21 protein-coding genes are annotated in these 21,156 nt (G+C 62.0%); 5 read left to right on the forward strand and 16 right to left on the reverse strand.

What is annotated here, in order from left to right:
* Positions 1 to 11 precede the first annotated feature (11 nt).
* On the reverse strand, positions 12 to 2,276 hold the full coding sequence (ptsP, locus tag I2G20_RS15355; RefSeq protein ID WP_196260619.1) for a phosphoenolpyruvate--protein phosphotransferase: 2,265 nt from the start codon (positions 2,274 to 2,276) through the stop codon (positions 12 to 14).
* Positions 2,277 to 2,313: 37 nt separating this feature from the next.
* On the reverse strand, positions 2,314 to 3,567 hold the full coding sequence (locus I2G20_RS15360) for an aspartate kinase (protein WP_196260620.1): 1,254 nt from the start codon (positions 3,565 to 3,567) through the stop codon (positions 2,314 to 2,316).
* A gap of 165 nt (positions 3,568 to 3,732) precedes the next feature.
* Between I2G20_RS15360 and ubiG the strand changes: the two genes are divergently transcribed.
* A complete protein-coding gene (gene ubiG, locus I2G20_RS15365) occupies positions 3,733 to 4,467 on the forward strand; it encodes a bifunctional 2-polyprenyl-6-hydroxyphenol methylase/3-demethylubiquinol 3-O-methyltransferase UbiG (RefSeq protein ID WP_196260621.1) in 735 nt (244 codons plus the stop codon).
* Between the two features lie 13 nt (positions 4,468 to 4,480).
* On the opposite strand, the gene I2G20_RS15370 is transcribed toward ubiG, so the two are convergent.
* Genes I2G20_RS15370 through I2G20_RS15390 form a run of 5 tightly spaced genes read right to left on the reverse strand, consistent with a single transcriptional unit; the run spans position 4,481 to position 7,223 of the window.
* Complete coding sequence (locus tag I2G20_RS15370) at positions 4,481 to 4,873, reverse strand: GNAT family N-acetyltransferase (RefSeq protein ID WP_196260622.1); 393 nt, start codon at positions 4,871 to 4,873, stop codon at positions 4,481 to 4,483.
* Positions 4,870 to 5,292 (reverse strand): DUF1178 family protein, encoded by a 423-nt coding sequence (locus I2G20_RS15375; protein ID WP_196260623.1) that lies wholly within the window; start codon positions 5,290 to 5,292, stop codon positions 4,870 to 4,872. Before I2G20_RS15375 ends, I2G20_RS15370 begins: the two co-directional genes overlap by 4 nt.
* Positions 5,293 to 5,305: 13 nt before the next feature.
* A complete protein-coding gene (locus I2G20_RS15380; protein WP_196260624.1) occupies positions 5,306 to 6,139 on the reverse strand; it encodes a carbon-nitrogen hydrolase family protein in 834 nt (277 codons plus the stop codon).
* Positions 6,140 to 6,142: 3 nt separating this feature from the next.
* A complete protein-coding gene (gene grxC, locus I2G20_RS15385) occupies positions 6,143 to 6,397 on the reverse strand; it encodes a glutaredoxin 3 (RefSeq protein WP_196260625.1) in 255 nt (84 codons plus the stop codon).
* Between the two features lie 31 nt (positions 6,398 to 6,428).
* Complete coding sequence (locus I2G20_RS15390; protein ID WP_196260626.1) at positions 6,429 to 7,223, reverse strand: ComF family protein; 795 nt, start codon at positions 7,221 to 7,223, stop codon at positions 6,429 to 6,431.
* A 44-nt stretch (positions 7,224 to 7,267) separates the two neighbouring features.
* On the opposite strand from I2G20_RS15390, the gene I2G20_RS15395 reads away from it, so the two are divergent.
* Positions 7,268 to 8,128, forward strand: coding sequence for a malonyl-ACP O-methyltransferase BioC (locus I2G20_RS15395; RefSeq protein ID WP_196260627.1), 861 nt, complete (start codon positions 7,268 to 7,270; stop codon positions 8,126 to 8,128).
* On the opposite strand, the gene I2G20_RS15400 is transcribed toward I2G20_RS15395, so the two are convergent.
* From I2G20_RS15400 to I2G20_RS15415, 4 genes are all read right to left on the reverse strand, one after another.
* A complete protein-coding gene (locus tag I2G20_RS15400) occupies positions 8,125 to 8,523 on the reverse strand; it encodes a (deoxy)nucleoside triphosphate pyrophosphohydrolase (protein ID WP_196260628.1) in 399 nt (132 codons plus the stop codon). The two genes, I2G20_RS15395 and I2G20_RS15400, sit on opposite strands and share 4 nt — an antisense overlap.
* Positions 8,520 to 9,266 (reverse strand): GNAT family N-acetyltransferase, encoded by a 747-nt coding sequence (locus I2G20_RS15405; protein ID WP_196260629.1) that lies wholly within the window; start codon positions 9,264 to 9,266, stop codon positions 8,520 to 8,522. Before I2G20_RS15405 ends, I2G20_RS15400 begins: the two co-directional genes overlap by 4 nt.
* 6 nt (positions 9,267 to 9,272) lie before the next feature.
* Positions 9,273 to 10,505 (reverse strand): bifunctional glutamate N-acetyltransferase/amino-acid acetyltransferase ArgJ, encoded by a 1,233-nt coding sequence (gene argJ, locus I2G20_RS15410; RefSeq protein ID WP_196260630.1) that lies wholly within the window; start codon positions 10,503 to 10,505, stop codon positions 9,273 to 9,275.
* 202 nt (positions 10,506 to 10,707) lie between these two features.
* On the reverse strand, positions 10,708 to 11,586 hold the full coding sequence (locus I2G20_RS15415; protein ID WP_196260631.1) for a peptidylprolyl isomerase: 879 nt from the start codon (positions 11,584 to 11,586) through the stop codon (positions 10,708 to 10,710).
* Positions 11,587 to 11,807: 221 nt separating this feature from the next.
* On the opposite strand from I2G20_RS15415, the gene secA reads away from it, so the two are divergent.
* The 3 genes from secA (at position 11,808) to I2G20_RS15430 (ending at position 17,179) form a co-directional block, all read left to right on the forward strand.
* On the forward strand, positions 11,808 to 14,483 hold the full coding sequence (secA, locus tag I2G20_RS15420) for a preprotein translocase subunit SecA (protein WP_196260632.1): 2,676 nt from the start codon (positions 11,808 to 11,810) through the stop codon (positions 14,481 to 14,483).
* A gap of 220 nt (positions 14,484 to 14,703) precedes the next feature.
* Positions 14,704 to 15,318, forward strand: coding sequence for a hypothetical protein (locus tag I2G20_RS15425; RefSeq protein ID WP_196260633.1), 615 nt, complete (start codon positions 14,704 to 14,706; stop codon positions 15,316 to 15,318).
* Positions 15,319 to 15,406: 88 nt separating this feature from the next.
* Positions 15,407 to 17,179: an SLC13 family permease gene (locus I2G20_RS15430; protein WP_196260634.1), complete on the forward strand. Its 1,773-nt coding sequence runs from the start codon at positions 15,407 to 15,409 to the stop codon at positions 17,177 to 17,179.
* Between the two features lie 9 nt (positions 17,180 to 17,188).
* On the opposite strand, the gene I2G20_RS15435 is transcribed toward I2G20_RS15430, so the two are convergent.
* The 5 genes from I2G20_RS15435 to I2G20_RS15455 form a co-directional block, all read right to left on the reverse strand.
* Positions 17,189 to 18,199, reverse strand: a complete 1,011-nt coding sequence (locus I2G20_RS15435; protein WP_196260635.1) for a L,D-transpeptidase family protein — start codon at positions 18,197 to 18,199, stop codon at positions 17,189 to 17,191.
* A 133-nt stretch (positions 18,200 to 18,332) separates the two neighbouring features.
* Positions 18,333 to 19,292 (reverse strand): acetyl-CoA carboxylase carboxyltransferase subunit alpha, encoded by a 960-nt coding sequence (locus tag I2G20_RS15440; protein ID WP_196260636.1) that lies wholly within the window; start codon positions 19,290 to 19,292, stop codon positions 18,333 to 18,335.
* 124 nt (positions 19,293 to 19,416) lie between these two features.
* Complete coding sequence (locus I2G20_RS15445) at positions 19,417 to 20,322, reverse strand: site-specific tyrosine recombinase XerD (protein ID WP_343070353.1); 906 nt, start codon at positions 20,320 to 20,322, stop codon at positions 19,417 to 19,419.
* Positions 20,319 to 20,471, reverse strand: coding sequence for a histidine kinase (locus I2G20_RS15450; protein WP_196260637.1), 153 nt, complete (start codon positions 20,469 to 20,471; stop codon positions 20,319 to 20,321). The genes I2G20_RS15445 and I2G20_RS15450 overlap by 4 nt, the downstream gene beginning before the upstream one ends.
* A gap of 9 nt (positions 20,472 to 20,480) precedes the next feature.
* A complete protein-coding gene (locus tag I2G20_RS15455) occupies positions 20,481 to 21,116 on the reverse strand; it encodes a LysE family translocator (protein ID WP_196260638.1) in 636 nt (211 codons plus the stop codon).
* Positions 21,117 to 21,156: the final 40 nt, after the last annotated feature.

Below are 21,156 nucleotides of genomic sequence, written 5' to 3' on the forward strand. Positions count from 1 at the left end.
TTCAGAAAAAACTAAAGGGAAAGGCGCTGGCGCTCGGCCCATTCGGAAAGCAGCTCGCGCGGCGTATCCTCGCGCGTGCCGTTCTCGAGCAGATCCGCCATTGCCCGACGCACTGGACCCAATTCGAGGCCAAGGATCAGCTCCTTGATCGGTCCGACAGAGGACGCCCCCATCGAAAGACGGTCCATACCGATAGCGAGCAGGGCAAGCGCCTCCATTGGCCGGCCGGCCAATTCCCCACACATGGTAAGGGGCCGATTATAGGCGCCCGCCGCATCGACGATCATCTTGAGCGCCTTGAGCCGCGGGCGAGCGATCGGGTCGTAATTGCCCGCCACCCGCGGATTGGCCCGGTCGGCGGCGGTGAGGAACATTATGAGATCGTTGGAGCCGATGGAAACGAAATCGGTTTCGGGCAGCAGCCGGTCGAGTTCGAAAATCAGCGAGGGGACCTCGATCATGGCCCCCACCTCGATTTCGGAAGGCTTGGGGAAACCGAGCCGCGGGAGGCGGTCGCACTCCTTGAGGATGAAGCGCTTTACCTTCAAAAACTCGGCAGTCTCGGTGACCATCGGCACCAAAATCTTCAGCGGACCACCTTTGGCCGCCTGCAGGAGCGCGCGTACCTGCGTGCGCAGGAGGGCCGGCCTGTCGAGCGCGAGCCGTACGCTGCGCCAGCCCATTGCCGGATTTTCCTCGGCCATCGAGCGCATATAGGGCACGACCTTGTCCCCACCGATGTCGAGAAGACGGAAAACGACCGGCCGCCCCCCAGCCAACCGCATGGCTTCCGAATAGAGCTCGACCTGGTCGCTGACCCGGGGCATTTTCGAGGCGATCATGAACTGCAGCTCGGTCCGGAACAGTCCGATTCCCACGGCCCCCGTTTCTTCGAGCGTGCCCATATCCGCAAGCAGGCCGGAATTTTGCAGGAGCGTGATTTCGATTCCGTCGCGGGTGACGGCGCGCTTGTCCTTGAGCGCGGCATAATGCGCGCGCCGCTTGGCCGAAAGCCGCACCTTGTCGACATAGGTCGCCTCGATATCGGGCGAAGGTCGCAGGTGGACCGCGCCCGTATAACCATCGACGATGATGTCGTCGCCGTCCTCGCTCATCGAAACGATGTTTTCCGCCTGCCCGACGGCAACCAGCCCCACCGAGCGCGCGACGATCGCCACATGGGCGGTCGCTGCACCATCTTCGAGAACGACCGCACGCAATTTGGTTCGGTCGTATTCGAGGAGTTCAGCGGGACCCATGTTGCGCGCAACGAGAATTGCGTTTTCAGGCAAATCCTTGCCTGCAGCCGTACCGTCGCCCGTCAGGATACGCAGCAGACGGTTGGCCAGATCGTCGAGATCGTGCAGCCGATCGCGGATATAGGGATCGGTCTGGCGCAACATGCGCGCGCGCGTATCGTTCTGCACGCGCTCCACCGCTGCTTCCGCCGTCAACCCAGAATCGATGGCCTCCTCGAGCCGCCGCGCCCACCCCCGGTCGTGAGCGAACATGCGATAGCTTTCGAGAATTTCGCGGTGGTCGGATGGGATTTGCATATCGCCCGAATTGAGCATGTCGTCGATCGAGACCCGCATCGTCTTAAGCGCGGCCTCGAGCCTGACTTTTTCCGCATCCGTATCGTCGGCAACGAAGTTGGTAACTTCAACGCGCGGATCGTGCAGCACCACCTGGCCTAGCGCGATACCCTCCGAGAAGCCCACGCCGTTGAACATACGGGTGCGCCGCAGGTCGATGTCCGAGCCCGGCTTGACGAGGGAATCGAAATCCGCCGTTGAAACCATCTCGGCAAGAATCGTTGCGGTAGTCAGCAGCGCCTCGGTTTCGTCCTCGCCGTAAGCGCGCCGTTCCTGATTCTGGACGACCAGCACACCCAGCGTCTGACCGGCCCGGAGAACGGGCACGCCGAGGAACGAGAAATAGGGGTCCTCGCCCGTCTCGGGGCGATAGGCAAAACTCGGATGTTCGGGCGCATTCTGAAGCGAAAGCGGCTCGGCTTCAGCCGCGATGAGCCCGACAAGTCCCTCCCCCAGCCGCAGCGTGGTGAGGTGCACCGCCTCACGCTTCAGCCCATGGGTCGCGAAAAGCTCGAGCGCTCCGTCGTCGCGCAGTACATAGAACGAGCAGACATCGGCCCGCATGTTCTCGGCGATGAGATCGACGATCTTGTCGAGCCTGTCCTGGCTGGCCAGCGGCTCGGCCATCGTCTCTCGCAACTGGCGCAACAGAATGCGCGGACCGCCAATTGCTGTGACCATGCGTTTTCCCCGCCGGCGGCGCCGCGCCGCCTTTCTCTTAGGCTTTGTCCAAACCGTAATAGGTATGGAGGGCGCGGACTGCAAGCTCCGCATATTCCTCGTCGATCAGAACCGAGGTCTTGATTTCCGACGTTGTGATGAGCTGGATGTTGATTCCCTTCTCGGCCAACGCCTTGAACATCGAGGCGGCAACGCCCGCGTGACTGCGCATGCCGACGCCGACCACCGAAATCTTCGCCCCGCCCTTGGAGCCCGAGATCGACTCGTATTCGACGCCTGGAGCATTTTTGAGAACGCCCATCGCCTTGTCGAATTCACTGTCGGGGACGGTGAATGTGATGTCAGTGATCTGCCCGTCGTCGGAAATATTCTGGACGATCATGTCGACCACTATCCGCGCGTCGGCCAGAGGGCCGAACACCGACGCTGCAATTCCAGGCTTGTCCTTGACCTTGCGCAACGTGATCTTGGCCTCGGCCCGCGCAAGGGTTACGCCCGAAACGATCTGCTTTTCCATGATCTCATCCTCATCGCATACAAGCGTGCCCGTCAGGCCCCATTCCGAGCCCGGTGCATTGCCGGCATCGGCATCCTCGAAGGTCGAACGCACGACCAGCCGCACGCCCTGCGCCATCGCCAGTTCTACCGAGCGCGTCTGGAGAACTTTCGCGCCGAGCGAGGCCATCTCCAGCATTTCTTCAAAACTCACGCGCTCGAGCCGCCGCGCCTTGGGCGCTATGCGCGGATCGGTCGTATAGACGCCGTCGACGTCGGTATAGATGTCACATCGGTCAGCCTTGACCGCAGCTGCAATCGCCACCGCGCTCGTATCGGACCCGCCGCGCCCCAGCGTCGTGATCCGGCCCCGCTCGGAAATCCCCTGGAACCCCGTGATGACCGGCACCCAGCCGGAGGTGAGCCGTTCGTTGAGATTGGCCGGATCGATATCGGTGATGCGCGCCGAACCGTGCGCCTCGTCGGTTTTGACCGGCACCTGCCAGCCCGCATAGGAGCGCGACTGGATGCCCATTTCGTCAAGCACAATGGCCATCAGCCCCGCCGTCACCTGCTCGCCCGAAGCAACGACCGCATCATATTCGCGCGCATCATGAAGCGGGGAGGCTTCGGCGCACCAGGCGACCAGTTCGTTGGTCTTTCCGGCCATCGCGGAAACAACCACTGCCACCTCATGGCCGGCGTCCACCTCGCGTTTGACGTGCCGGGCCGCCTGTCGGATGCGCTCGACATTGGCGACCGAAGTGCCGCCAAACTTCATCACTATTCGCGCCATTCTCGGGCCCGCCCCAGTCTTTTTATAGAGGAGTTGCCGCGGTGAGTGCCACAAAGCCTTGGGGCTTGCAACACCTTGGTTGGACGCTGCGACTTTGCCGCGCTTGACTCACACGGCACAAGCCGCCACCTGTGGGGACAACAGCATCAATCGGGACCCGTCGAAATGGCAAACACCACGATCAATCCCGACGAGATCGGCAAATTCCACAAGATGGCGGAGGAATGGTGGAATCCCACCGGCAAGTTCAAGCCGCTCCACAAGTTCAACCCCGTGCGCCTCGCCTATATCCGCGAAAAGGCGATCTCCCATTTTGACCGCGACACAAATTCGCTTCGCCCCTTCGAGGGCCTGACCATCCTGGATATCGGCTGCGGCGGCGGGCTGCTCTGCGAACCGATGGCGCGCCTCGGCGCAACGGTGGTCGGCGCCGACGCGGGAGAGAAAAATATCGCCGTCGCCAGAATCCACGCCGAGCAGTCGGGCCTCGACATCGACTATCGCGCCACCACCGCCGAGGCGCTGGCTGAAGCCGGCGCGCGGTTCGATATCGTCCTCAATATGGAGGTCGTTGAGCACGTCGCGGACGTGCCGCTCTACCTCGAAAGCTGCGCCAATCTGGTCAAACCCGGCGGGTTGATGTTCCTCGCCACTATAAACCGTACCGCCCGCGCCTACGCGTTGGCTATCCTGGGCGCCGAATATGTCCTCGGCTGGCTGCCGAAGGGTACGCACCAATACGAAAAATTCCTCACCCCCGACGAGATCGTCTCGATCACCAGACGGCATGGGCTGAAGAAAATCGATGAAACCGGCGTGAGTTTCAGTCCGCTGCGCAATGAGTGGGGCAGAAGCCGGGACATGGCTGTCAATTATATGCTGCTGTTTGCAAGGGCCTGATTGAACTCGAGCTTTACGCCCGCAAATCGATCAACCCCGCACCTGTCGGCCTGAACCCGCATCGGCGATAGAACGCCTCCAGATGCGGCTCGAAATCCACATGCAGCCAATGCGCGCCGCGCTCGCGTGCCAGCTTGGTCGCCTGCCGCACCAATTGCGTGGCTATCCCCCGCCGCCGGAAAGCGGGGTCAACGCAGGTGTCGAGGATGAAGGCGTGGACGCCTCCGTCCCATGCGACATTGACGAACCCCACTAGCCGGTCGTCGGCATATGCGCAGATATGGCCCAGAGAGCGCTTGAGAACGTTCTCCATGCCGCTTGATGGCGGCGCACCCCAGGCGCAGCGCCAAAGCGCATCAAGTTCGGCATTGGTGGGAAATGGATCGGCGCGGAATGCGACCGTCAATTGTGCTCGTCCGGCAGATGTGGCATCGGCATGAAGTCGATGCCTTCCTCAATGAGCCCAGCAACCTCATCCTTGGTCGCCTCGCCGTAAATCCCGCGTGCTTCGGCTTCCTCGTAGTGTATCTTGCGTGCTTCCTCTGCGAACTTGTCCCCGACGTAATCGGCGTTCGCCGTCATCTTGCTGCGTAACTCGCGCATGGCTTCGATGAATTTGGCGTGCTCGGGATGGTTCGCGGAAAGTGATACGGTTTCCCTGGTGCTGGCAACAGCCGGCGCCATCAACGCCTTTTCGATCCGCTTGGATTCGCATACCGGGCACGTCAATATCCCGCGCGTCGCCTGATCGTCGAACGCCTCGGCGTTCCTGAACCAGGCGTCGAACCGATGTCCGGCTTCACAATTGAGCGCGTACTGGATCACGAAACGACAATCCTCATACGGTTTCGAGTGTAAAATCCCGCCCGTTGACGAGCGCGGGCACCCTTTGCCGCGCCGCGCCGATGGCGTCAAGATCGAGATCGGCAAAGACAACCTGCTCGGCATCATCGCCAGCCGCTGCGATCACCTCCCCCCATGGCGCGACGACCAGCGAATGCCCATAAGTGGCTCGCCCGTTCTGGTGCGCGCCCCCTTGCGCGGCGGCAAGGACAAAGCATCCCGTCTCGATGGCGCGCGCGCGCAGCAATACCTCCCAATGCGCCTGGCCCGTGGGTACCGTGAAGGCCGCCGGCACCGCGATCACCTGCGCGCCGCCCTGCGCCAGCACGCGATAGAGCGCGCCAAAGCGCATATCGTAGCAGATCGAAAAGCCGAGCTTGAAATCTCCGGTGTCAGCGATGACGGCGCGGCTTCCACTCGCATAGGTCGCACTTTCCCGGTAGGCATTTAGGCCCGGTATATCGGCGTCGAAAAGATGAATCTTGTCGTAGGTGGCCCTGATCGTCCCCTCCGGCGCAAAAAGCACCGAGCGGTTGGCGAATTTCCCGTTCTCGACTGCAATGGCGATTGAACCGACATGCAACCATATCCCGGCGTCCCGCGCGATGTCCGATAGCCGGGCGACATCGGCGTTACCCTCCCATGCACCGGCGCGCCCCTTCAGCGCCTCGCTGTTTTCGGCAAAGCAGAGGCTCATCTCCGGCGTCAGCACATAGCACGCGCCACCGGCCTTCGCCTCGGAAACGGCCTGTGCCAAGGCTTCGATATTGGATCGAGGATCGATGCCGCTGCACATCTGAACGAGCGCGATGCGAACCGGGTTGCTCATGGTTCAGTTCCCGATCAGCGGATCGAGCTTTCCCTGCCGGTCCAGCGCAGCCATATCGTCGTAACCGCCCACATGAGTGTCCCCTACAAATATCTGCGGTACGGTACGGCGGCCGTTGGCGCGCTGCGTCATCGCTGCACGCGCATCGGGATCGATAACCGTAATTTCCGTAAAGACGGCGCCCTTATCCGCGAGCAACGCCTTGGCCGCATGGCAATAGGGACAGGTGGGCGTCGTATAGATTTCGATCTTGGGCATTTCCTGGATTCTTCACTCCTGTGTATGGCAATTATACTGTCATATCGGCATCGAAGACAACGCGCGCAAAGGTCAGCACGTCGACACAAGCGATCCCCTTGCGCTTGAGCAATTTGGCTATCGCATTTGCCGTGGCACCGGTGGTCAGTACATCGTCGATGAGAACGACCCGCCGTCCGGCCAGCCGTCCCTCGGCACCGGGTCTTAACCGGAATGCGCCATCGACATTGCGTTCGCGCTGCCGCGCATTGAGTCCAACCTGCTGCTTGGTCGGCCGATGCCTTTCGATAACATTGGTATCGAGACCGCAGTTTACAATGCGAGCTAGCGCCCGGGCCAGTTCGCTCGACTGGTTGTAACGTCGCGAAAATTGCCGCCGGCGATGCAACGGCACAGGCACAAGAACTGCATCCTCCCTCAGGAGTTCGCGCCCCGCGCCGGCCATCGCCCGCGCGCAAAAGAGCGCCAGCTCCGGCCGGTCGCCATATTTGAGCTTGGCGACGATTCCGCGTGCGAGATCGGTATAGGCCACAGCCGAGCGGGCCCTGTCGAAATGCGGCGGGTTGGCGATTGCCTGTGGCGAAATCGCGCCGCTTCCCATGTCGGCCTCGAAAGGGATTCCGAGCACCGGGCAGAGCGGAGAAGAGATCGGGACGAGCGTGCCCCAGCACGCCGCACACAACCCGTCCGCGGTGCCCACCGCCCGGTTGCACGAAAGACAGACGGGGGGAAACAGCCCATCGAGCAAGGCATGGCCCAGCCCGAAAAGCCCCCTTCGGACATGATCGCCTATCGACGCTTTGACAAGCCGGCTTTCGTTTCCCATAAGGGCGCATCCTGACATGGCCTTGCCCTATTGGACCAGCCTCCATGACCCCGGTTCCTACCGTTTTCGACCGTTCTCTCATCGCAAAAAGGCTTGCGCGGCGCAGCCCGGACGACGATTGGGTCACCCGCCACGTTCTCGATGAACTCCACGAGCGCCTCGCCCTGATAACCCGCTCTGTCGAAAAGGCCGCGATCCTGGGACCCGACGCGTCCATCCTGCCCGATGCAAGCAGCACCGCTAATGGTCGCTTCACGTTCCAGAAATTTTCGACCCTCGCCCTCACCGTCGGCCCGTCCTTCATCGATGCCGAAAACCTCGAACTCCCTGCCAACGATTACCAATTGATCGCTTCGGTTCTCGACCTGCAGGCGGTCAACAACGTTCCCGGCCACCTCGAAGCCCTGCGCCGTCATCTCGCCCCGGACGGGCTGATGATTGCCGCCGCCCTAGGTGGACGATCGCTGACCGAATTGCGCGACGCGTGGCTCGCTGCCGATGTGGAATTGAGCGGCGGCACCGTTCCCCGCGTTGCACCAATGATCGATGTGCGCGATGCGGGAAACCTGCTCAGTCGTGCCGGATTCGGCCTGCCAGTCACCGATGTGGACAGCCACACCGTGCTCTACTCCAATCCGCTCGCTCTGATGAACGATCTGCGCAAACTTGGCGCCACTAACCCGCTCGCCGACCGCGATCCGCGTCTGACCCCGCCTAGCCACCTGATGCGCGCCGCCCAGATCTATGCGGAAAAATTCACCGCCCCCGACGGTCGCGCCCGCGCCACGCTCGAAATCCTCTGGCTCTCGGGCTGGGCCCCTCACGAAAGCCAACAAAAGGCGCTAAAGCCGGGCTCGGCAAAGATCAGCCTCAAGGACGTATTGGGCGACAAAGGATCGGGCTAAAGGAGATCGCATAACGGCGCGATGAGCGGCAGATCGGCAGGAGGCATGGGGTAATCTCGCAGCTTCTGCGGCCTGACCCATTTGAGCGCCGAATGCTCATGCGCCACTGGCGTCCCTTGCCACTTCCTGCACACATAGAGCGGCATCAGGAGGTGAAAGTTCTCATAAGTATGGCTGGCGAAAGTCAGCGGGGCGAGACACGCCTCTTTCGTTTCAACACCCAGTTCCTCGCGCAGTTCGCGGATCAGCGCCGCCTCCGGCGTTTCACCCGGATCGACCTTGCCGCCGGGAAATTCCCACAGCCCTGCAAGCTGCTTGCCGTCCGGGCGCTGCGCGATCAATACCCGCCGGTCCGCATCGACCAAAGCGCAGGCAACGACAAGCGTGATGTTCATTTGGCTTCACCCGGGATGCGGTAGACATAATCATATTGGCGCGCGTAGCCGAGGCTCTCGTAAAGCGCGATCCCGGGTACATTGTCCCTGGCCACATTGAGGGCGGCGATGCTGGCGCCGGCCTGCCGCGCCCAGGCAAGCCCCGTCCGCATCATTGCCTTGGCGTATCCCTTCTGCCGCTCGGTAACGTCGGTGATCACATTGCCCGTGATGACGATGCCATCGGCGACCGCCATCAGCGCCGAGGAAACAGGTCGGCCATCTGGCGCATAGACAACGGTCCCGGCCGCCGGCACATCGAGCACCGCGAGAATCGCGCGCAGCTTGGCGAGCTTCCCCTCGTCATAGCCGCGCAATTGCTGCTGTGCTCTCAAAAAGGATGGATCGTCCACCGACAGCGCGATGCCGTTCGGATCGGGATCCACCGTGTCCAGTTCCATCGCCATCAGGCTACTGTGGTCGACCGGGCTCCATCCTTGCCGGTCGAGTTCGGCCGCAAGGCGTGGTCCGGTAAGCAGATTGGTGCGGAAGATTGCCGGCAGCCCCCGCGCCGCGAACCATTCCCGAGCCGCGACAACGCGGGCTTCAGCATCGCCGTCGTCTGCCGGGTCCATGCACTGTATCGAATTCGCGCGCTTGGTGTAGCCGTTCGACGCCCGGCGTACCCAAGTCCCGTCCCATTCGACATCGATACCCGGCCAGGCCTTGAGACCCGCTCGCTCAATCGCCGACGCACCCAGCATCCACCGCTAGCTCCGGTAACTGCCATTGATGTCGATGTAGCCGTGGGTCAGATCGCAAGTGTAAACGGTACTCTTGCCGCCCCCCAGACCGATATCGACCGAGATTTCGATCTCCTCGCCCTTCATATAGGCGCTGGCCGCCGCCTCTGAATAGTCCGGCACGCGTTCGCCTTCACGGGCCAGAACGTTTTCCCCGAAGGCGATCATGAGCCGGTCACGGTCCGCAGGTTCCCCGGCCTTGCCCACAGCCATCACCAAGCGTCCCCAATTGGCGTCCTCTCCGGCAATCGCGGTCTTGACCAGTGGCGAATCGGCGATCGCCTTGGCAATCCGCCGAGCGCTCTCGTCGGAGACCGCGCCGGTCACATTGACCTTGACGAACTTGGTCGCGCCTTCCCCGTCCCGGACCACCTGCATGGCAAGCTCGAACAGCACCGCGCGGAGCGCATCGCCAAAAACGTCGGCGCGGGGATCCTCGAGCGAAACGATGGGCGCAATACCCGCCTTGCCGGTGGCAAAGGCAAGCAGCGTATCGGAAGTCGAAGTGTCGCTGTCCACCGTGATCGCGTTGAAGCTCGTTTGCGTGTGCCGGGCCACGAGCGCCTGCAAGACCGGAGCGGCCACCGGTGCATCGGTAAAGACAAAGCTCAGCATGGTCGCCATGTCGGGGGCGATCATCCCCGACCCCTTCGCGATCCCTGCAATCACGATTTCTACACCGTCGATCGCGACCGATTTCCCCACAAGCTTGGGAAAGGTGTCGGTGGTCATGATGGCTTTCGCCGGCCCCATCCACGGCGCGTCGGCAAGCTCTCCCGCAAGGCGCTCCAAAACGCCCTCGAATTTCGAGGCATCGAGCGGCTCGCCGATAACGCCTGTCGAGGCGAGAAAAATCTCGCTTTCCGCACACCCCACGGCCCGCGCAGCGATCTCGGCTGTCAGCTTCACCGACTCCCTGCCCTTGGTCCCGGTAAAGGCGTTCGCATTGCCTGAATTGACCACCAGGGCCCGCGCGGCACCCCCTGAAAGATTAGCCCGGCACCAGTCGACTGCCGCCGACGGGCAGAGCGAGCGGGTCAATACGCCCGCTACTGTGGTTCCGGGATCGAAAACGGCAAGCAGCACGTCGGTCCGCCCCTTGTATCGAATTCCGGCTTCAGCGGTCGCAAAGCGGACCCCTTCGACAGGGGCAATTTCGGGATATGTTTTCGGGGCAAGGGGAGAAACCGGAAGGGCCATTCAAATCTGGCTTTCGACAATCGGAGCGGGATTTTTGCGAGCAAACGCATTTACTCATGCCGTCCGGTTTGCCCTATTCACGGGGGTGGCGCAAGTGGCCGTTTGATGCAAGGGAATGTCCACTCGAACAGCATTCACGAACGGCGCAAGAACGATTGCTGCCGGAGCTGATCCGGCAGCACCAATGGATTAAGGTGGAGAGCTAAAGCCCGCCCTGTTCTTCGACCGCGGCAGCAAGCTCGGGATCGGAAACCTCGATCTCGGCATCGGCCTTGAGCTCGCCCACGATGCGCGAGAACGTATCGTAGAGCACCTGCTGGGCCACCTGCGTGCGTACGTCCTGTAGCGAAGGGGCCGATGTGACGCGCCGGTCCTCGAGCTGGATCAGATGCCAACCGAACTGGGTCTGCACCGGCTGGGAAAGTTCGCCCACCTCAAGCGCGAAAGCCGCCTGCTCGAACGGCGCGACCATCATGCCGGTCGAGAAATATCCAAGATCGCCACCCGTCGCACGCGTGCCGTCCGTTCCGTGTTCGGCTGCGGCATCGGCAAAGCTGCGTCCGCCTTCGATCTCGGCCCGGATCGCCTGCGCTTCCTCAAGCGTCGGCACGAGGATATGACGCGCCCGCACTTCGGGCTGCGCCTCGAAATCTGCGACCATCTCTTCATAGGCGGCCTGGACGGCCTCGTCGGTCACCCCAGCCTCGATCACTTCGGCAAAGAATGCGCGGCGCAGCGAACGCTCTTCGAGATAGGCGAGCCGACGTGCGAATATATCGGTCTGGTCAAGGCCCGCCTCGCGGGCAGCGTTCGCCATCACCTTCATGTCGATCATCACGGTCAAGAGGAACGCGCGGCGTTCTGCGGCCGGGATCGACTGGAGTTCGGCGGCAAGATCTTCCGCTGCAAAGACAAGATCGCCTTCCGTGATCGCCTCTCCACCCACCGTGGCAAGGACAGTATCGGGCGAGGTTGCGCCTTGCGCGAGAACTGCCGGGGCGCCGAACGCGATGCAAAGCGTGAGCGAGGCGGCAAGCCCGCGAACTGCCGCGATGGTGCGCGCGGCCCATGACAATGACATGAAAGCTATCTCCTTAAGACCGTTCCGGTCCCCCAATGGGGCTGGTTTGGCCGATTTTGCCGGCGTTGACAACCCTCACGGGCACTCTTACATGTCCCCAAACATGAATTCCCGCGCCCCTGGTGGCCGCGCCCGACGACTTGCCGCCCATCTTTCTTGCGCGCCGGGATCGCTGTTCCCAGGGACGTGAGTTCTGAACAAGTCCAAAGGACGACTAAGTCATGGCTTTTGCTGCGCTCGCGCGAAAGATTTTCGGTTCGGCCAATGACCGGCGCATTCGGAAATACCATCCCCTCGTAGAAGCAATCAACGCGCTTGAGCCGGAACTTGAAAGGCTCACGGACGACGAACTTCGCGATCGCACTGCCCAGTTCAAGGCGGAAGTCCAGAATGGCAAGAAGCTCGACGACCTGATTGTTCCCGCCTTTGCCACCGTCCGCGAGGCTTCAAAACGCGCACTCGGGATGCGACATTTCGACGTCCAGCTCATCGGCGGCATGGTCCTCAACGAACGCGCCATCACCGAAATGCGCACGGGCGAAGGCAAGACGCTCGTCGCCACCCTCGCGGCTTATCTCAACGCGCTTTCGGGCAAGGGCGTCCACGTCGTCACGGTCAACGATTACCTCGCCCGCCGCGACGCCGAATGGATGGGCAAACTCTATCGCTTCCTCGGACTCGAGGTGGGTACCATCGTCCACGGCCTTTCCGACGTCGAACGCAAGGCCGCCTACGACGCCGACATCACCTACGGCACCAACAACGAGTTCGGCTTCGACTATCTGCGCGACAACATGAAATACGCGCGCACCCAGATGGTTCAGCGCGGGCACAACTACGCCATCGTTGACGAGGTGGATTCGATCCTGATCGATGAGGCGCGCACGCCTTTGATCATTTCCGGCCCCTCCCAGGACCGCTCCGAACTCTACAAGACTATCGACAAATACATTCCGTTGCTTGCCGAAGAGGATTATACCATCGACGAGAAGCACCGCTCGGCGAGCTTTACCGACGAGGGCATCGAAAAGCTCGAGGACATTCTTACCCGCGATGGGATCATCAAGTCCGGCTCGCTCTATGACATCGACAACGTTTCGATCGTCCATCACCTCAACTCGGCCCTGCGCGCGCACAAGATCTTCACCCGCGACAAGGATTACATCGTCCGCAACGACGAGGTGGTCATCATCGACGAGTTCACCGGGCGCATGATGCCCGGTCGCCGCTATTCCGAAGGGCTGCATCAAGCGCTGGAAGCAAAGGAAAACGCAAAAATCCAGCCTGAGAACCAGACGCTGGCCTCCATCACCTTCCAGAACTATTTCCGGCTCTACGACAAGCTGGCCGGCATGACCGGCACCGCCGACACCGAAGCGGCTGAATTTGCCGACATCTACAAGCTCGACGTCGTCACCATCCCCACCAACGTCCCCATTGCTCGGGTCGACGAGAATGATGCGATCTACCGCACGATCGAGGAAAAGTTCGACGCCATAACCGACCTCGTTGTCGAATGCCGCAACCGGCGCCAGCCGGTTCTCGTGGGCACGACCTCGATCGAGCGTTCCGAAATGCTCGCCGAGCATTTGAAGAAAAAGGGCGTCAAGAACATCCAGATCCTCAATGCCCGCCACCACGAGCAGGAAGCCCAGATCATCGGCCTTGCTGGGGTGCCGGGTGCCGTCACCATCGCCACCAACATGGCCGGTCGCGGCACCGACATTCAGCTCGGCGGCAATCTCGACATGCGCATTGCCGCCGAAACCGAAGGGCTTGAAGGCGAAGCGCGAGAGAAAAAGGTCGCCGCCATCAAGGGCGAAGTCGCAAAGCTCAAGGCCGAGGCGCTGGACGCCGGCGGGCTGATGGTCGTCGGCACCGAGCGCCACGAATCCCGCCGCATCGACAACCAGCTCCGCGGCCGTTCGGGTCGCCAGGGCGACCCTGGGCATTCGAAATTCTTCGTGTCTCTCCAGGACGATCTGATGCGCCGTTTCTTCCCCGAGCGCATGGAAAAGATCCTGACATCGCTTGGTCTCAAGGACGGCGAGTCCATCCAGGACGGCCTGGTGACAAAGGCGATCGAGCGCGCGCAGACGCGCGTCGAGGCGCACAACTTCGACATCCGCAAGAACATACTGAAATACGACGACGTGATGAACGATCAGCGCAAGGTGATCTTCGAACAGCGTCTTGAGTTGATGGATGCCGAAACGGTAACCGACACCGTCACCGACATGCGCCACGATGTCGTGGATTCGGTCATCGCCAAATCCTGCCCCGACCGCTCCTATCCCGAACAGTGGGATATCGAACAGCTTGGCGCGGGCCTCAAGACATATCTCGGCATCACCCCCCCGCTGGCCGCATGGGTGGACGAGGAAGGCATGGACATCGAGGAGCTTCGCGAGCGGCTGACCCGGCTGGCCGACGAGTTCGCCGCGGCAAAGACCGCGCGTATCGGTGTTGAAACCATGCGCCAGATCGAGCGCTCCATCCTGCTGCAGTCGATCGACGGGCTGTGGCGCGAGCATCTCATTACTCTCGACCACCTGTCCAAGGTGATCGGCTGGCGCGGCCTCGCGCAGCGTGATCCCCTGAACGAGTATAAACAGGAAGCTTTCGAGCTGTTCTCCCAGCTGCTGACCAATCTGCGTGAACTGGTGACGACGCAGATGACACACTTCGAATTCCAGACGCGCCCGCCGCAGCCCCAGGCGCCCGATCCCAGCCAGCTGCAGGAAACCCATATCGACCCGGCGACGGGCGAGAACGAGGCCGCAGGAACTTCACTTGGCCAATTGACCCCCGAACAGATGGCCCGCACCCGCCGCAACGATCCCTGCCCCTGTGGGTCGGGCAAGAAATTCAAGCACTGCCACGGCGCCTACCAGTAGACCCGCCGCTCTGCCGGACCCATTAGCCCCGCCTGCGCAAGTTGGCGGGGTTTCGCATTCGTTAATGGCGATATAGTTTTAATTAAACATTCGCACCAATTCTAATCGTCGGTTCAATTTCCCGTGTGATATTCTTCCGCTTGAGCTATCGGAGGCCTGCGTGCCACCGGGCGGCATATACCAATGGACGTACATCTATTGTGTCCGAAGGAGGCACAATATGACGATTGGTCAGATTACCATTAGTGCAGCGGACTGGCTCGCTTCGCGGGTCAGTGACCGCATCGCGCTTGTTGTTGCGGGCCAGAAAACCGACCTGTCCCAGCAGGCGGGTGGTAAAGCCGTTGCGCCCGTTGAAGAAAATATCGGCGCCCAACTCGACCGCCGGGAACGGGAACGCTCTCTGCTCGCCGCCCAGGAGAGCTACAAGCGCGTCGCTCAGCGTATAAAGTCCCGGCTGACAAATCCGCTGCCTCCCGCCCAGGAGCAACCAGCCCAGCCCAAGACCGCCGCTGAACGTGCCATATTCGTTGAAAGCCTGCGCAAGAGCCCCAAGCTCGCTGCCACCGTTATCGCGGCGGAACAAAAAGCTGAAACCTCCAGCGGCACCAATGCGCGTCCCGATGCCCTGTTCGGGCTGACCGAACCAGACTTAAAAAAAGCAGGAGACCGGCAGGCCGCGTCGGTCGACGAAAAAGAAAAAGAGGCCAACGAGGACGGGACGAGGAAGCCTCGTGAGCGCGGCCTCACCGGATTGACGGACGAAGCCGCCGTGTTCCGAAGCGGAATTTGGGATGACCTTTTCTTCGATCGAGGCCGGCCCGACGATTCTTGATCCGACGCTCCTGACTTGACTCCCACCCCGGAACCCACTCGTCTCGGCCGGCGTTTGTCGCTTGCTCCGTGGGTGCCGAGGGATTGCTTTGACCTATGAACAGATTGCCCTTTTTGTCCTCCTCGCCTTGGTGCTGGGCGCGCTCTTATGGGGCCGTTGGCGCTTCGACCTCGTGGCTTTCGCCGCCCTGATCGGCGGCGTCGTTATCGGCGCGGTTCCCGCTGAAACCGCCTTTTCCGGTTTCGGGCATGATGCGACCCTGGCTGTCGCGCTGGTTCTCGTGGTCACTGCCGGAATGACGCGCTCGGGCGCCGTCGATCTCGTCACCCGGCACCTCATCGACTCGGCCCGTAGCCTGCCGGCCCATATCGCGATCCTGGGCGGTACCGGTGCAGCACTTTCCGGGTTCATGAACAATGTCGCGGCGCTCGCCTTCCTGATGCCCGTCGATGTCCAGGCGGCTCGCAAGGCGAACCGTTCGCCTTCCGCGTCCCTCATGCCCCTCGCCTATGCCACGATCCTCGGGGGCATGATCACCATGATCGGCACGCCGCCCAACATCATAATTGCCGCCTATCGGCAATCGGCCACCGGCTCGGGCTTCACGATGTTCGATTTTGCCCCGGTCGGCCTGGCCTGCGCAATCGCTGGGCTCGCCTTTGTGGCGACCGTAGGCTGGCGCCTCATCCCGCAGCGCAACGACAGGGCCGGCGCCATGGCCGATCTCGTCCAGACCTCGAGCTATACGACCGAACTGGTGGTCGCGGAAAAATCCCCCATCATCGGACGCCGTGTCCGCACCCTCGACGCTGAAGCTGAAGAACACGACTGCGTCATCAGCGGACTTGTGCGCCGCCGCAAGCGCCTTCCCGGCCGGGCTCGTTGGGAAGAGATCAAGAAAGGCGACCTGCTGGTCGTCCACGGCACCCCGGAGGCGCTCACCGCCCTTTCGGGTGCATTAGGCCTGAGCCTGCAGGGCCGCTCGGGCGAGCGCGCCGAGTTGTCGTCCGATCTCAAAATGGTGGAGGCGGTGGTTGGGTCCGACAGCCGGATCGTCGGTCGCACCGCCAACGAAACCCAGCTGCTGCGCGATCGCGGCCTTTCTCTGGTCGGCCTTTCGCGCAGCGGGACGACAATTACCGAACGCGTGCGCCGCACCTCGCTCCAGGTTGGAGATGTCCTGCTTGTCCTGGGCAATGCCGACACGATCGACGCGGCCGTGTTGAGCCTGGGCTGCCTACCTATAGGCTCGACGCTTCCGGTGGTCCGGCACGAAAAGGCTGCCCTCGCAATCGGGCTTTTCGCCGGTGCCGTGCTCGTCGGCGCTTTCGGGCTTCTGCCACTTGTCATTGCGCTCGGCGCGGTGTCGGTCCTTTACGTCCTGTTCGACATCCTGCCCGTGCGCGACGTTTACACGTCTATCGAATGGCCGGTGGTCGTCCTGCTGGGCTCCTTGATTCCCGTCGGAATGGCACTCGAAACCAGCGGCGGCACTGCACTCATCGCACAAGCGCTCGCCGATATCGGCCAGATGGTTCCGGCGTGGATGGCCTTGGCTTTTGTGCTGGTGGTGACCATGACGCTTTCCGACGTACTCAACAATGCCGCCACCGCCGTCATCGCAGCCCCTGTCGCTTTTGGCCTCGCCCAGCTTCTCGACGTCAACCCCGACTCATTCCTCATGGCGGTCGCCATCGGCGCGAGTTGCGCCTTTCTCACGCCCATCGGACATAACAACAACGCCCTGGTCATGGGGCCGGGAGGATACCGGTTTTCCGATTACTGGCGCATGGGCCTGCCACTCGAGATCATCATCGTCGCGGTCGCGGTTCCGGCCATTCTCGTTTTCTGGCCGCTTTAACCTCTCGGCTCAGGCTTCCGGCTCGGACTCGGCCACCTTGGTACCACCGCCGAAGGGCGAAAGCAGGCCGTTGAAAAACCCGTCTACCGCCGAGTTGATCGCCTTGCCGCGCGCAGCCGCTTCTGCCGCTGCGCGTTCGCGCTGTTCAGCCGCCGCGATCCTTGCCGCCTCGGCATTGGCAAGCCGGGCAATTTCCGCTGAAAGCGCCGATGCATCGGCGTCCTGCTTGGCGAGAAACGCCGAGACGATGGTCTGGTCTGCCCTCACCGCAGGGCAGGACCCAGCCATCGAGAGCGCCGCGTTGGCTGCGGTCGGCTGGTTGAAGACGTAGCGCCCATTGCACACATCCCAGCTCGGGGGATGGTTGGCGACCTCGAAATAATCGTAGCCTTCCTTCAGATTCTTCCAGAAATTGATGTGCGGGCTCGACTGGTGCTTGGCAAGGTTCTGCGGTGTCATCCGGAAGGGGAATATCTGCACCTCGAAGGCGCGGTTTCCGCCCTTGAAGCTCTCACGCGCCAGAGCATAAATCTCGGCGATCTGCTCGTCCTCCATGGCATAGCACCCGGCCGACGAGCATGCGCCATGCACCATCAGATGGCTCCCGGTGCGCCCGTAAGCGCGGTCGAACTTGTTGGGAAAGCCCAGATTGAAGGCAAGATAATAGCTCGAGTTGGGGTTCAAGGACGCCGGGGTGATCGTATAGAAGCCCTCGGGCGCCTGCCGGTCCCCTTCGCGAACCTTTGGCCCGAGCTCGCCCGACCAGGTGCAGATCTCGTAGGCTTTGAAAAGCTTATACGACCCGTCGCGTGTCTGCTTCCAGACCTCGAGCGTGTCTTCTTCCTTGAAAATCCGGACCATCATGGCCGCTTCCGGGGTGGATCCCATCGAGGCAAGCCGAGACTTCACGGCGCCTGAAAGCGGGATGAGGTGGCGTCCATCGCCTTCAATCGGCGAGCATGCGGCAAGCGCCACCAAAGTCAGAACGGCAATCAGCCAGCCTGCAAGATTGCGGATCATTTACGCCCTTAGCCCATACGGCGAGTACAAAATCGATTGTTCTCGCTTATCCCCCAAAGGGGTTAACGCCCGGTAAGACTTTCGCCCTTTGCGGATCAAAATCCATGCAATTTGCGAAAAAACCCACTCACTTTCAGGTGAGATTGTTTCCTATGGCAAGGAATTTCTCGCGCCGGTGCTCCCGGATGTCTAGCGAACCGCGCCCGTCGTCGAAATCGGCAAGGAAGGTTTTGATCGCCACACGGGCATCCGCAATCACTTTTTCCGGTTGCCTGTGGGCTCCGCCGACCGGCTCCTCGATGATCCCATCGATCACCCCGAGCGCAAGAAGGTCCTGCGCGGTAATCTTTTGCGCCGCTGCCATATCCTGCGCGCGCGCCGCATCGCGGAACAGAATCGACGCCCCTGCCTCAGGCGAAATCACCGAATAGACAGCATGCTCGAGCATCAGCACCCGGTTGGCCGTCGCAATGGCGATCGCCCCGCCCGAACCGCCTTCCCCGATGACGATCGCGAGATTGGGCACACCCAGTTCGAGGCATTTTTCCGTCGACCGCGCAATGGCCTCCGCCTGCCCGCGCTCTTCGGCCCCAATCCCCGGATAGGCACCGGCGGTATCGACGAACGAGATGACCGGCAACCCAAAACGGTCGGCCATGTCCATGAGGCGCACCGCCTTGCGGTAACCCTCGGGCCGCGCCATGCCGAAATTGTGCTTCAGCCGGCTTTCGGTATCGCTGCCTTTTTCCTGCCCGAGGATAGCAACCGGGATCCCGTCGATGCGGCCGAACCCGGCTTGAATCGCCGGATCTTCGGAAAACTTTCGGTCGCCCGCGAGCGGCGTCCACTCGGTGATAAGGGATTTGGCGTAATCGGAAAAATGCGGGCGCTGCGGATGGCGCGCGACCTGCGTTTTCTGCCAGGGAGAGAGGCGCTTGTAGACGTCGCGCAACGCCTCGTCGGCGCGCTGCTGGAGCCGGGTAACCTCATCGCCGATGGAAACGGCCTCATCGGTCTGGGCAAGCGATTTGAGTTCGGCGATCTTGCCTTCGAGTTCGGCGACAGGCTTTTCAAAGTCGAGGTATGACTGCATGGACTCCGCCCGTTTTCGGGCAACCTTCTCATTTTCGCGCTGCGCTGCCAAGACTTTGGCAGGCGCTCGGCGTGCTGGCTAGGGTCACAAAGTGGCGGGAAAGTGTCGATTAGCCGCCTCGATGTCAAGAACCCCCTTCGCTCAAGGGATGGCTCGTTTCGAGAAGCTGGCGCAAATGCTCGTCGAGCACATGGGTATAGATCTGCGTCGTCGAGATATCGGAATGCCCCAGGAGCATCTGCACCACGCGCAAATCGGCCCCGTTCTGGAGCAGATGGCTGGCAAAGGCGTGCCGCAGGACGTGCGGGGACACCATGTCCGCGGATAGTCCGACCCGCCGGGCCAGCGCCTTGAGATCCCTTGCAAAGACCTGCCGGCTCAGATGACCCTCGGCGCCCTTGGCTGGAAAGAGGTATTTGTGCTTCTCGGTTTTTGCCGCCCAGGACTTGAGCGCGTCCCGCGCCCGGTCGTTGAGCGGCACCACGCGCTCCTTGCCGCCCTTGCCGGTGATGGTGAGGAAACTCGCATCTCCCGTCAGCGCCTTGCGCTCGAGCGCGACCAGTTCAGAAACCCGCATCCCGGTAGCGTAAAGCAATTCGACCAGCACATAGAGGCGGACCGTCTTTTCCTCTCCGTCCCCCGCTTCCGCCTCGGCCAGCGACAGGAGCCGGTCCACCTGCGCAACGCTCATCACCTTGGGCAACGCCCGCCGTGCCTTGGGGGTCGCAAGGATACGGGTTGGATCGTCGGGCTTGATCGCATCAGCAACGAGAAACCTGTGGAACTGCCTCACCGCACTCAGGCGTCGCGCAACCGAACTCGCGGCCAGCCCTTCCGCTTCGAGACCCGCGATATAGCGCGAGACCTCCTCCTTGCCCGCATCGGCAACCCGCTTGCCCCTGCGTGCGAGAAATCCGAGATAATCGGCAAGGTCTCGCCCATAGGCGGCAATCGTATTGGGGGCGGCCCCACGCTCGGCGCTCATCATTTCGAGGAACGCTTCGACCAGATGGAAGTCGCGCCCGCTCACTGGGACTCCGAAAGCAGGACGCGCGCCGGCACGCGCACCGTCACCTCGCGCTCGCGCGGCTCGACCAGAACCGCGAGCGAGAACATCCCGGCGTAAACGAGCCCTATGATGATGGCGATAACGGTTAGGAGGCGGAAAAGCGTGGGCATCAGTCCATTCTACCTGCTGATATCCCGGATACCGTCGCTAAAAAGCGCGCCACCGAGAGCACCGAACATTAGCCCGAATATTGCCTCTGCTGCCCGCGCGAACCGCGCATAGACCCGGCGCGCCATCCCCGAGGAAAACAGCACCCCGTAAGCGCCGTAGACTAAGAGAGCGGTCAAAAAGCCAAGCGGCGCGAAACCGAGCACTTCCAGGCCCGAAAGCCCCGAGCCGAACATATAGCCCGCTATGGCTCCCCACATCAGCCCGGATTTGGGATTGGTGATGTTGACGAAAAATCCACGCCGCCACGCGGCGCGAGAGCTGAGCGCAACGCCGCCCGCCACGATTGCAGGCCGCCCCCCACGCCAGACCCCGTAAAGCGCCCGGGCCGAAAGATAGCAAAGATATCCGCCCCCGATCAGCTTCAAAGCCGTCAGGAGCGCTGGATAAACAGTAAGCAGCACTGCCAGCCCCATCGCAGCCGCCGTGACCCAGAGAAAAATCGCGGACGCCACGCCGAGCGTGACGTACAAAGCCGCCCGTCGCCCCTGCGCCAACGCCGCCCCGGCCACGGCGAGAAGATTCGGCCCCGGCGTAATCTGCGCGAGAACAACCGCGACAAGCGCAATGGCGTAAACCTCGATCATCTCGGTCCATCCTTTTCCGGCACCTGCGGGGCGAGTCTAG

The sequence above is a fragment of the Pelagibacterium limicola genome, assembly GCF_015694405.1.
Classification (GTDB): domain Bacteria; phylum Pseudomonadota; class Alphaproteobacteria; order Rhizobiales; family Devosiaceae; genus Pelagibacterium; species Pelagibacterium limicola.

Coding starts and splice junctions, on each gene's coding strand:
- ubiG (WP_196260621.1), top strand. CDS start 3,733: ATGGCAAACACCACGATCAATCCCGACGAGATCGGCAAATTCCACAAG.
- I2G20_RS15425 (WP_196260633.1), top strand. CDS start 14,704: ATGACGATTGGTCAGATTACCATTAGTGCAGCGGACTGGCTCGCTTCG.
- ptsP (WP_196260619.1), bottom strand. CDS start 2,276: ATGGTCACAGCAATTGGCGGTCCGCGCATTCTGTTGCGCCAGTTGCGA.
- I2G20_RS15455 (WP_196260638.1), bottom strand. CDS start 21,116: ATGATCGAGGTTTACGCCATTGCGCTTGTCGCGGTTGTTCTCGCGCAG.
- I2G20_RS15405 (WP_196260629.1), bottom strand. CDS start 9,266: ATGCTGGGTGCGTCGGCGATTGAGCGAGCGGGTCTCAAGGCCTGGCCG.
- secA (WP_196260632.1), top strand. CDS start 11,808: ATGGCTTTTGCTGCGCTCGCGCGAAAGATTTTCGGTTCGGCCAATGAC.
- I2G20_RS15440 (WP_196260636.1), bottom strand. CDS start 19,292: ATGCAGTCATACCTCGACTTTGAAAAGCCTGTCGCCGAACTCGAAGGC.
- argJ (WP_196260630.1), bottom strand. CDS start 10,505: ATGGCCCTTCCGGTTTCTCCCCTTGCCCCGAAAACATATCCCGAAATT.
- I2G20_RS15380 (WP_196260624.1), bottom strand. CDS start 6,139: ATGAGCAACCCGGTTCGCATCGCGCTCGTTCAGATGTGCAGCGGCATC.
- I2G20_RS15390 (WP_196260626.1), bottom strand. CDS start 7,223: ATGGGAAACGAAAGCCGGCTTGTCAAAGCGTCGATAGGCGATCATGTC.
- grxC (WP_196260625.1), bottom strand. CDS start 6,397: ATGCCCAAGATCGAAATCTATACGACGCCCACCTGTCCCTATTGCCAT.
- I2G20_RS15400 (WP_196260628.1), bottom strand. CDS start 8,523: ATGAACATCACGCTTGTCGTTGCCTGCGCTTTGGTCGATGCGGACCGG.
- I2G20_RS15395 (WP_196260627.1), top strand. CDS start 7,268: ATGACCCCGGTTCCTACCGTTTTCGACCGTTCTCTCATCGCAAAAAGG.
- I2G20_RS15450 (WP_196260637.1), bottom strand. CDS start 20,471: ATGCCCACGCTTTTCCGCCTCCTAACCGTTATCGCCATCATCATAGGG.
- I2G20_RS15415 (WP_196260631.1), bottom strand. CDS start 11,586: ATGTCATTGTCATGGGCCGCGCGCACCATCGCGGCAGTTCGCGGGCTT.
- I2G20_RS15360 (WP_196260620.1), bottom strand. CDS start 3,567: ATGGCGCGAATAGTGATGAAGTTTGGCGGCACTTCGGTCGCCAATGTC.
- I2G20_RS15435 (WP_196260635.1), bottom strand. CDS start 18,199: ATGATCCGCAATCTTGCAGGCTGGCTGATTGCCGTTCTGACTTTGGTG.